This window comes from Pseudomonas sp. BS3767, from assembly GCF_900099665.1.
In the GTDB taxonomy this organism is placed as follows: Bacteria; Pseudomonadota; Gammaproteobacteria; order Pseudomonadales; family Pseudomonadaceae; genus Aquipseudomonas; species Aquipseudomonas cerasi.
On the sequence record NZ_FNCX01000001.1, the window covers coordinates 931,042 to 942,247 of the forward strand.

The 11,206-nt window shown below is 52.8% G+C and carries 5 protein-coding genes and 1 pseudogene; all 6 read right to left on the reverse strand.

Features of this window, described 5'->3' with window-relative positions; genetic code table 11:
* Nucleotides 1-90: 90 nt before the first annotated feature.
* Entirely contained in the window at nucleotides 91-423 is a 333-nt protein-coding gene (locus BLR16_RS03625; protein ID WP_065349634.1) for a hypothetical protein, read from the reverse strand.
* Nucleotides 423-3,572 carry a DUF637 domain-containing protein gene (locus BLR16_RS03630; protein WP_092194100.1) on the reverse strand — a complete coding sequence of 1,050 codons (3,150 nt, stop codon included), beginning with the start codon at nucleotides 3,570-3,572 and terminating at the stop codon, nucleotides 423-425. Before BLR16_RS03630 ends, BLR16_RS03625 begins: the two co-directional genes overlap by 1 nt.
* Nucleotides 3,573-3,626: 54 nt before the next feature.
* Nucleotides 3,627-3,914: a hypothetical protein gene (locus BLR16_RS03635; protein WP_065349632.1), complete on the reverse strand. Its 288-nt coding sequence runs from the start codon at nucleotides 3,912-3,914 to the stop codon at nucleotides 3,627-3,629.
* 417 nt (nucleotides 3,915-4,331) lie between these two features.
* Nucleotides 4,332-4,589, reverse strand: coding sequence for a hypothetical protein (locus BLR16_RS03640; protein WP_129402480.1), 258 nt, complete (start codon nucleotides 4,587-4,589; stop codon nucleotides 4,332-4,334).
* 34 nt (nucleotides 4,590-4,623) lie between these two features.
* Nucleotides 4,624-10,068: pseudogene (locus BLR16_RS03645) on the reverse strand (hemagglutinin repeat-containing protein); the annotation flags it as partial.
* A gap of 620 nt (nucleotides 10,069-10,688) precedes the next feature.
* Nucleotides 10,689-11,204 carry a hypothetical protein gene (locus tag BLR16_RS03650; RefSeq protein ID WP_074806056.1) on the reverse strand — a complete coding sequence of 172 codons (516 nt, stop codon included), beginning with the start codon at nucleotides 11,202-11,204 and terminating at the stop codon, nucleotides 10,689-10,691.
* Nucleotides 11,205-11,206 lie beyond the last annotated feature (2 nt).

The window sequence follows — 11,206 nt, forward strand, 5'->3', positions numbered from 1 at the left end:
TATATAAGCTCAAAGGCTAAACGACACGCCATTTCACTTGACGCGCTAACTATATCATTCACTCTGCAGAGCCAATCAAGAGTCAAAAAATTACTTTACAAACATATCAATATCACTCAGTGCATCCTCTATCTGCCCTGAAATCGCGCTATCATTTAAATGATCACGAAAGGCCGTAATCACCCTAACTTTATCTAGTTTCTGATGAATTCTAGCGACATGCCCTAGGCAAGTTGCCGACAACCCCCTAATATCAGGATTGCTACTTTCAAGCCCATCCAAAAACTTTCTCTGCGCCCACTCCCAGTCTGGATCATAAAAAGCAATTGACAACAATGCCTCACAAACAGATTTTATTTCCTTTGAATCCAAAGCTTTTTCAACAGTGCTTCTGTCATAAACAGGAGAGTTTTTATAATTCATCACCTATCTCCGCCAATTAAAATCTTACCTTTCCAATCGACCATGCCTGCCTGCTGCAAAGCCCGTTGCATATCTGCGTGCAAGTCCCCCCAAGAACGAACATGTCCGTTATAAGTCGTATCCAATGTTTTATCAAAAACAACAAACTCACCAGAATCATAATCGATCCCAACCCGACGAGGAGAAGTAATTTTGACTTGAATTGAAGTATCCAAAGCATCTTGACCATTGACTGGGGCCCGGCTTTTTACCGCATTGTCAACTTTACCGTGATAGGGCGCTCCCTCATAATCCAATCGCCTAGCAGCACCTGCGTTCATCCCCGCCGTTGATGACTCCTGCTTGCCAGCATCCTGAAGAGTATCAACGGTGCGATCTACAACAGGTTTATTTACAGATGAACCACCATCTCTTTCAAGCCGGGTTGACGCTTTCGCAAGCACCCTGCGGAATGCGACCACCCCACCAGCAGCGGCTGCTAATCCTCCCCCAATGGCCTCCGCCAACTCAACAGTTTCTTCGGGCGTGAGCTTGAGCTTGGCCTGGAGTGTTTCTGCCACGGCCTGCGCGCTAGCACCGGTCGTCGCAACTGCCAAGGTCTCCTGAAATTCCAGGTTCTCATTGATCAGGATCTGCAGCGAGTCCTTGGCGTACTTAGAACCATCACCCAAAGCATCGTAGACACTCGAAAGATCGGCTACCGTGTTAGCAACATCCCTTGAGGACGGTTTACACAGGGAAACGTCGAACCTGCAATTGATGATCGCTTCAATCGTTTGATCCTCGCTCACTTTTTTGTAAGCGGCCACAATCGAATCGCACTCGGCAGGGGCACATTTCCTTAACTTTTCGGCTGCCTCTTTCAACTGGTTATGGGCAAGGTAGTTGTACTGCGTACTGTTAGCCGTCACCGCCGCTGCTGCCGATGCGTCCCCGCCCGTTGCGGCAGCAGTGAGAGCACCGATCAACTGCGAGGCAGTCATCAGCTTGCTGACACCTGCTTGATACGCTTGGGAGTTTTTGTCTAAATCACTTGGCAGCATCCTCTCCGCCAGATAATCGACAACCATTTCATTCGCGCCAGCGGCCAAGGCACCCGTTCGGAAATCGCCGCCCATGGCCTCGGACATCAACCCGCCAAGCACGGCATGCATGCCGACTTTGGTGAGTTTGCCCTCATCGAACAGAGTGAAATCACCGATCTTGCCTGCGGCAATGGCGCCACCCGTAGCGATTCCCGTACTGACGATGGAAGAGCCAAGGTTATCCTTGAAACTCCCGCCCATGATCGCGGTCTTGATCACAGATTCGGTGATCACCTTAGTCGCAACGGTCTGAACACTCGCAAGGTCCAAGCCCAGATTTTTCGGATTGATGGTCGGTACGAAACCTGCCATGACGCCCGCCATGGCGTATCCCTTGATGGCGTTGGAAGACGTCACGTCTTTGAACACGGCGCCAAGATTACCCTTGTTGTTGATCGTGCTCGTCACCGCCGTCGTCGCAACGCTGGTTGCTACAGCGCCGCCAATACCAGCGCTTAAACCAAAGCCTGCTGGGCCCATCACCGCCGCCATCAGGATGGCGACAACAATCTGCGCAGCAGGCCCAAGGCCCGAGTTGTCGTACTTGAAGCTTTCGTGGATTTCCTTGACCTGACGCCAGTCGATGTCACCTCGTTTCTCGGCATCCTTGATCCAGGCCAGTTGCGGATCAGCCTTGACCATTGCGTCGATGCTCTGGCTTACGCTTTGCTGATTGACCTGTTTCACATCAATGCGCAGACCGTTAACGGCCTGAATGGCAACTTCGCCTTTGGCCACCAGTTCGCTCTGGCGAAAGGTCTCGTCGGTTGCCCCTTTGCCTTTTGTCGAGAACCACGCTGCACTGCTTTTGTTCTTGGTGTGGCTTTCGTCGTGGAGGTCTTTCACGCCCTCGAAATCGATTGCGCCGCCACTGTTGATCAACAGGTCGTTGCCACTGTTCAGTTTGGCAACCTGATAACGCTGGTCGCCGCCACTTGCCAACGTCAGGTTACCGCCTGTAGTGATTTCACTGCTGATATTGCGCGTGTCGGTCACTTCATCGCGCTTGAAGTTTTTCGCCCCAAAACTCCCCTTCTTCTTTTTGTCATACAGCGAATAATCACTGTCCTGCGCAGCCAAGATGTCGAGGTTTTCACCGGCAACCAGGTACGCCTCTTTACCCGCTGTAATACGGCTGGAGATCACGGCGAGGTTCTGGCCAGCCTGCAAGGCAACGCTGCCTCCCGCGTCAAGATCGGCGGCAACCTGGCTGACGTGGTCTTCCTGGCGGGTCAGTTTTTTGCTTTTCGACAGGGAGTGTTCTTCGTCCGCCGCAGAGCTGATGGTGAGGTTTTCGGTCGCGGCCATGGCGATGTCGCGTTTGGCGTCGATCTGGCTGGCGATGACGGAGATGTCGCGTCCGGCCTGAACGGTCAGGTCGCGCCCTGAACTGGCGGTGGAGCCCAGTTGGGTGATGTCGCTGCTGTTGTGTTTGCTGTCCGAGAACAGGCTGTTGGTGACTTCGGTCGGGGCGATGGTGACGTCGCGTCCGGCCTGGATGCTCATGTCACGACCGCTTTGCAGCACGCTGCCTTTGTTGATGACGTCGCGGCCTGCCGAAATGCTCATGTCGTTGGCGGCTTCGATGCGCGCGGCACTGTCGGCGAACTCGTTGTGGCGCTGACCGAGCACACTGTTGTCCATCGAGGTGATGCTGCGTTCGTTGATCACGTCGCCGTTGATCGCGGTCAGTGAAACATCGCGACCTTTGATGATGCCGCCAGCGGTGTTGATCAGATCATTACCCGCGAGCAGATCGAGCCGGTTGCCGGCTTCTATCAGGCCGGTGATGATCAGGTTGTTGCCTGCGACTGCCGAGAGGTTGTTGGCGGCGTGCAAGGTACCGACGTTGTCGAGGTTCTGGCCTGCGATCAGTGAGACGTCGTTACCCGCAATCAATGCCCCGGTCGGGCCAAGGCGATTGTCGGCCTGTGCCAGATACAGAAATTCGTTGCGCAGATGCTTGATGCCCTGATCGCTCAGGCCACGACTAAAGCGCGCAGCAAAGGAAGGGAGGTTTTGCAGTAAGCAGATAAAACAACACCGGCGCAGGGCCGGTGTCAAATCGAGGCTGGGATCTACAGATAAATAAGCACCCTGAGTTTCCGAAGATACTTATTAACTATTTCGATTTAATATATCCAGAAGCTTTTCAAATCCTTTAGGGACAAGATCTTTTTCCTCTGGAGAAAGCAAAATATTCATGACCTGCTCATCACAAGCACGGTCATATATATCAATACCTATCCAGCCTTCAGACCAAAATTCTACGGTCGCCAGCTTGTTAAAGCCTTCCAGCCCTATCCGCTCAAGGTTACCAAAATCCCCACTGGCGAATGTTGAATACTCTACGGCGTAGCCTTTCAATAGAGACTTAACTTCTTTATTAAACTGAAAAGCATCCATAACCCCTCTCACTTACTATCTAGCACAGTAATATTTTTTACCTCAGGGAGATGTTCCCCACCCTGTTTATTAAGAAAATACTACTGGGGTTTACTTGCGTCCAGACCAATCATTTTATACCAACCTTCCTTACCACCCTGCAACAATCCACCACTTGGAATATCAAACTCGACATAGACGAAACCTTTAGACGCACCCCCTTAAAATCAGCGGCACCGTTAGTTCAGATAAAGGTTTGCCCGCCGCCTCCCTGAACAATTTTGTTACTACTTTGCATCTGTGCCAGTTCATCAGGAGACATCCATCTCCCGACACTAGCCATGCTTACATCATTAATAGTTTGGGTTTCGCCAAGCTTCAATGCGGTATTAGCAGTTTCTTTTGTACAAACAGAGGAGCCAAAAAAATCACAGAACTCTAACGGCCTTGACCACGACCTCTATTGACCGCATCTAGAAGCAGTTCTAGCTCAAGGCCATAACTATTCGGCTCGAAGCTCTCCTCTATACCGTTCAGCAAAAACTCATTAGAAATCAACTCGCAAAGATCGTCTACCTCACTTAATGATAATGAACCATTAGGTAATTTCTCAGCCAGTGCGAGTTGGTACTGACCCGCCATAAAGCATAAGGAAAATAAGAGCTGCAATTGGGCGCTTGTTAGGAGGCAGCTCATTTCCCGGTCCCCGAAGCCGATTTCCCCCAACCTGTCACGATTTTACCTTCAGTATTGACCACGATGACTGCATCCGTTCCGTATACCTAAAAGTTGGACCGTACTTTGAAGGGACATATTCAATTTTTAGAGGGCTAGACCAAGCGCCACTGAGTGCAGACTCGCTTACACCAATACCACCATCCCTTCCTGCAAATTGTTCTAATGCGTGATTTGAATAGCTAGTGATCTGTGTAGGAGCCCTTGCTCCGGCGGCCTGCTCAGCAACCATTTGCATTTTGAGTCTAGCAGCATTAGCCGCGCTGCTTGCGCCGGAATCAGCAATAGAGGGAACGCCTTTTGCACCATCAATGTCCCGCTCAGCCTTCACCAAAGCAGCAAGATTACCCCCTGCCTTGGGCTTGAGTCCCCCCCCCGCCACCTCAAAATAGAGCGAGCCATCAGGACCAACAACCTCGACGTTCCCGGTGCGGGTGTTAACCACGCGACGGTAGCCTTCTGGTAATCCACCCGTTTTATTGAAAGAGGCACCGGCCGAGCTGTCCTCGCGGTAGTACGAAGGAAGTGCTGTCTGATCTGAGGCCTTCGTTGCCCCTGCCACTGCCTGCGGTGCTGCGTCGGGAGTTTTGATTGGCCTGGATGCCTTGTTCCAGTTTGCATCAATGGTCACTTTCACAGGATCAATTGGCCTGCTTGCAGCAACGCTTGATCCCGTTCCCACGCCTTTGATTATTGCGGCGCCTGCGACACCCGTAGACGCAACAGCAGTGCCCAATGCAATATTAATCAGCGTGGTCGCACCGCGTACGTAAACATCTCCTTTCTGAGCATTCGCATCAACGTCATAAAGTTCCTTGAGCTTATTATCACTGCTTACTAGATCGTCTCGATCCTTCCCACTCAAATCGCTTGCCACTGTTTTAGCCATCGCGTCTTTGGCAGCAGCAATCTTGTCACCAAACAGTTTATTCAGAACGATACTGCCGGCCATTCCCAGTGCCATTTTTGCAGGACCCATTACCGTTTGAACGCCCAACCCAAGAAGTTCGGCTTGCTCGACAGGCAATTTATCTAGATAACGCTGAAGACGCTCGGCCTGCTCCAGCAATTTCCCTCCTGGAGTATCAGAATTTGCATCTTGCAGCCATACCATCTTATTAACGCCATCCTTATCTTTGTAATGAATAGGATCTGCATCAGCGTTAAAGCCATCACTGCACCCGCCGGCAGCGTTGCAAGCGGCCTGCTGAACATTAAATTCAGAAAAACGGCTGCTAAAACTTTGTATGACTGCAATATCGTCCTGTGACAGCTTGTTAATATCCTCAACGTTCCTGCCGTTTTGCACAAAAGCTTTGGTCAGGTTAAGCGCCAACTCGTCTCCGAACTGCTCCCTTACGGAGTCTGGTACGTCGTTTATAGAAACACTCTGCGCCTGGATATTTTTCCAAACCTGCTCAGCGGAAGACACTGTCCCAGCCAGGAGAGTGCTCGCAGCATTTAACAAGTCCACAGTTTTGCCGGGATAACTCTGTATAGCAGTTTTCCAGGCATTTACAGTCCCAGAAGGATCCGCGACCGCCTCCAACGAACTCTTCGTCACATACAAATCAGTCCGATGTTCATCATCACGCGTGATCTCGTATGCCTTGTCGACATCACGATTCAAGCCCGCTGTTGAGTCCTTACCCGCCGTATCACTGCGCACCACCACATCGCCTGCACCCACGGTGCCCCGGACGATCTGTTCACGATCCTTATTGTAGTTCCAGCCCTCGACGCTCCAACCGTTTTTCTGGTCATCGCCTTTGCCTACCTGAGTCGAGTCCTGCGTGGTACTGCCGCTGGTACCGTACGAGCCACCAACGTTCAGGTAGTAACCGTGTTCCTTGTCCTTGCCCGCGATGTCGCTGTAACCCAGCGTGTTGGTATCCAGCTTGAGATTGCCGCTGTCGGAGGCGATCAGTGCGCCGTCGAGTTGGGTGTGGTTCTCGGTGCGGATGTCGACCTTGTCTTTGGCCGTGATGCTGGTCTGTTCCTCGATCCAGTTCTTGGAGCCGTTGGTCTGGCCGTAACCGACCGAGCCACTGACGCTGCCGCCAAAGCCAGCCACGACAGTTGCGCTGAGGTCGAATTCCTTGCCTTCGACTTTCCCGGTGTCCGGCAGGGATGTGACGTTCAGGTCGCGACCTACGCGTCCGACGACATCGTTGCCGCGCAGCGTCGCACCGGCAATGTTGGTGTCCTGCCCGCTGGTGAAACCGAGCTGATTACCGGCGTACAGGTACGCTTCCTGCTGCTGTTTGCCTTCGCGCTCCAAGTCGCCTTTGCCGATGTTGACGCTGGCGTAAACACCGATACCTCCCGGACCGATGGCGATACCAGCCTCCCCGCCGGCATTTTTACGGGTGTTTTCGGTGGAGCTGTCGTTCTGTGCTGCCTTGATATTGAGGGTGTTGCCGGCATTCAGACTGATGTTTCGCTCTGCTTGGGCCTGCGTGCCGATCAGATTTAGGTCATTGCTGGCCTTGAGGTTGACGTCACGACCTGCCTGCAACGTAGTAACGGTCGAGGCCTCCTGACTCTGATCACCTTTGGCGGTGCCGCTGCTGCCGCCCACGCCAAGTTTGAACCCGCCACTGCTGCTGCCGTGGATACCACTCCAGCTTTTCTGCTCGCTGGTTTCCTGGCTGTAGCTGCCTTTGGCGGCATCAAGCGTGACATCCCGGCCTTTGATATTTATGTCGCGGCCAGCCTGCAATTGGCCGCCGCTGATCTGAACGTCGTTGCTCGCGGAGATGTTCAGGTTGTTGCCTGCGTCCAGCGTCGAGGCGCGGTTGGTCGTTTCGACCACTTGCTGGCTGGTGCCCTGCTTGCTGTTACCGAACTTTCCATCGCCCGTCGGGCCAGACAGGAACTGCGAGGTGCTGTCTACTGCCTTGAGCGTGCTCGATCCCTTGCTCGTGGCGTCCTCCCCCTTGCCTGCGCCGCTGATGGCGTCCTTGGTGCTGCCATAGTTGTGATCAATGCTCGCACTCAGGCCATTGCGTGAGTTTTCACGTTGTTGTTCAACTGTCCTGGATTCACGTGCGGCATCAATCTTGATGTTGCGCCCGGCAGTCAGATTGATGTCATTGAGCGCCTGAAGGTCAGAACCTACCTGATTGATGTCGCGCTTGGCGTTGACCGTGAGGTCTTCACCCGCGCGGACCTGGCTGGCGGCAGCGCTCTGTTGCTCAAGGCGGTTGTTTTCCTTGGTGCGATCAACGCCTGCGAAGAACGTCACGCCATTGGCGTTGGAAGACACGCCAATGCCCGACTGCCTTTTCTTCTCCCAGTCCTGATTGGAGTTGGTGCTCTGTGCGGCCAGAATGTTGACGTCCTGACCCGCATTCAGACTGACGTTTGCACCTGCGTTGACGCTGCTGCCGATAACATTGATGTCGCGCTCGGTCTGCAGACTTACATTTCCTGCAGCATTGATCTGGCTGCCTACACTGGTGCTGCTCTGCGCTTGGCCACCAGCTTCTTTAGCCGATGAGATGGACAGGAATCCGCCAGACACTGAAAGACCGGTTTTCTTCTTGTACTCGTTGCTGTGGCTGGAGGCTTCGTCGTTGGCAGAGAGCAGATTGATGTCGCCGGTTTTATCCAACAGCCCGGCTCGGAGGTCCACATCATTGCCTGCGCCGATGTTGCTGGCACGCAGTGTGATGTCCTTGCCTGAAGCCACTACCACATCGTTGCCGGCATTCAGTTCACTGGCGACTTGGGTAGAGCTGGTCTTCAGCTCGCTTTTTCCACTTTTGGACACGCCAAAAGAGCCGGATTTACTTTTCTGGCTGTAAGCACCCAGCTCATCGACACCCGAGAGTACGGTCACATCGTTAGTGGCGCCGAGAATCAGGTCATTGCCTGCCGAAAGACGGCTGCCAATGATACTGACGTCATGCCCACCGTTGATGCTGACGCTGCCGTCAGCAGCCTTGGTGGTATTGATGGTGAGGTCTTGCCCTGCATTGATTACCGACGCCACGTTGCTGCTGTCGTAGCTTTCCTGCTGCTTGCTACTACTGCGTCCGAACGACCCCTTGCTCTTTTTGGCATAGAAGTACGAGCTTTCGTCCTGAGCTGATGCAATGGTCAAATCTTGCGCAGCATCAAGAGCAACGTTGCTGCCCGCATTGATGCGGCTGGCGATGATGTCGAGATTCTGCCCTGCCTGCAAAGCCACACTGCCGCCCGCTTTCAGGTCCGCAGACACCTGGCTGACATGATCTTCCTGCTCGGTCACTTTCTTACTCTTGCCGTACGAATGCTGTTCATCAGCCGCCGAGGACAGGGTCAGGTTTTCCGTCGCGGCCATCGCGATGTCGCGCTTGGCGTCGATGCTGCTGGCGATCACGTTGATGTCGCGGCCGGCATGGGCCGTCAGGTCGCGTCCGGCGCTGACCGTGGAGCCCAGTTGCGTAATGCTGGAATTACTGGAGTTCGCACCGCGTGTCTGGCCGTTCTCGGTCTGGGCCGAGTCGATAGCGACGTCACGGCCCGCAGAGATGCTCAAATCACGACCAGCCTGCAATACGCTGCCGGTGTTTTTCACGTCACGACCCGCTTGCAAGGACATGTCGTTGGCCGCTTCGATGCGTGCCGCGCTGTCAGCAAAGTCCTGACGCCAAGTCGCATCATCCGCAGCGCTCTGATGGCTGGTCACCGTGCGTTCGTTGATGACATCGCCGCGCAGGGCGGTCAGTGTCACATCACGTCCGGCGATAATGCCCCCGGACTTGTTGACCAGGTCGTTACCCGCCAGCAGGTCCAGACGGTTACCAGCTTCTATCAGGCCGCTGTTGACCAGATCATTTCCAGCAGCAGCCGACAGGTTATTGGCCGCTCGCAAGGTGCCGACGTTGTCGAGGTTTTGCCCCGCGATCAGCGAGACGTCGTTACCGGCAATCAATGCACCGGTCGGGCCAAGGCGATTGTCGGCCTGAGCCATATACAGCACCGGCACCAGCACTTTTTCGCCATTCACTTCATGCTCTTCGAGCCAGACGATGTCGTGGGTCAGCGCTGCGACTTGTTGTGAGTTCAGCGATACGCCGACCGCCAGATTCAGCTGCTGCTTGCTGGCGATTGCGTTGTTCATCAGGTACTTGAACTGGGCCTCGTTGGAGGTTTGTCCATCGATGAACGCCTGACCGGTGCGGGCCACGACTGCTTGCTGGACGAGGCGTTGCTCATACAAGCCATCGCCCAGGCGCTTGGCACTGACTTCGGGGTCGTAGCCCAGGCCTGCGAGCAGGTAATCCGAACTTATGAATTGCTTGAGTTCGGTGAGGACCGGGTTGGTTTCGATCAGGTATTTTTGCGGTTTGGAAACGGACGAGCTACTTGGCAACCCTTCTACTCTGGTCACCGTTTGCGCTGCGGCAGAAACGACCGGCGTAATCGAGCTGGCTTGAGCGACTGTTTGAGTGGCGGCGCTGACCTGACTGGCCTAAGTAATCAGCGGATCTACAACCGTCGGGGTATTAACAACTTTGGTGCCTGCGGCAGTCGCTGCCACCCCCCGTTTTCGATTTAGCTCAGCGCGCTGATTCAAGTGGCATCGGCGATGGCATCTGCAATAACGACAGGTCGCAGTATCCATGTAGCCATTATTGATGGCTATAGGGTGAAAAAGCAACTGAACATACCGGCGCTAGAATGCGCCGGATATCAGCCAAAGCAAAATATCTGCTGATTAAGACTCTGCCAAAAAAAACTTTAACCGTTGCCACTCCATCTGACTACACAAATGTCTGGCCGGAAAATCGCGAATCTAAAGCGTCATTATTCTGTACAACCCTCAACCCTAAGGCGTCCAATTCCGTCTGACTACGCAATTTACGTTAAGGATTTGCAGTATTCGCGTTAACATATATTTTCCCTCTAGGCTCAACTACACAAGTAGCTTCTGGCAAAAAACTCATCATCGTCCAACCAGGCCCCATAGCGACTGTACTCGGCCTAGGATCTGAGTAGCAGCTTTGCCTGTCGCTTTTACACACATTTATTTTGATGGGTTTATAAAAAAACGTGGTCTGCCCACTGTTTTTATCGAAGGGACCAGTCATGTATTGATATAAACTTGATAACTTGTTCTGGCGCATCTTCTAAGGAGGCTCTGTAGTCCGTAACAAAACTAACACCTGACAATATTTTTCCGTCTTTTCTTAGAAGAAAATCATCATCCGCATCATTAAACAAGACATCAAACCCCCTCTCTAAGCTTCGAAGATCATCCCCCACACCGACACTACTAAATTTTCCACGATACCCTTCACCTACAGCAATTCTATAAAGCCTTCCGCTATTTTCAAAGTACAGCGAGACCACCTCATTCATAAATCGATATGAAAATAAAAGCTCATCACCAAAACCAATCTTTCTCTTAATTCCGACCCAAGATTTATTCTGAAGGAGAATGTCACGCACAGGTACTTCCGGACCGTACCACTCAGCCACCCCAATTTTTTCGCTAATATTGAAAAACGATTCACCTAAAGAAAATCCTGCTGCTGACATACCTGGAACAAGGTCAGAGTACAAATCAGGGAATAAATTTTTCATAG

What these genes read in the sequence shown, in the direction of transcription:
- BLR16_RS03635 (WP_065349632.1), bottom strand. Translation starts at nt 3,914, where the DNA reads ATGGATGCTTTTCAGTTTAATAAAGAAGTTAAGTCTCTATTGAAAGGC.
- BLR16_RS03625 (WP_065349634.1), bottom strand. Translation starts at nt 423, where the DNA reads ATGAATTATAAAAACTCTCCTGTTTATGACAGAAGCACTGTTGAAAAA.
- BLR16_RS03640 (WP_129402480.1), bottom strand. Translation starts at nt 4,589, where the DNA reads ATGAGCTGCCTCCTAACAAGCGCCCAATTGCAGCTCTTATTTTCCTTA.
- BLR16_RS03650 (WP_074806056.1), bottom strand. Translation starts at nt 11,204, where the DNA reads ATGAAAAATTTATTCCCTGATTTGTACTCTGACCTTGTTCCAGGTATG.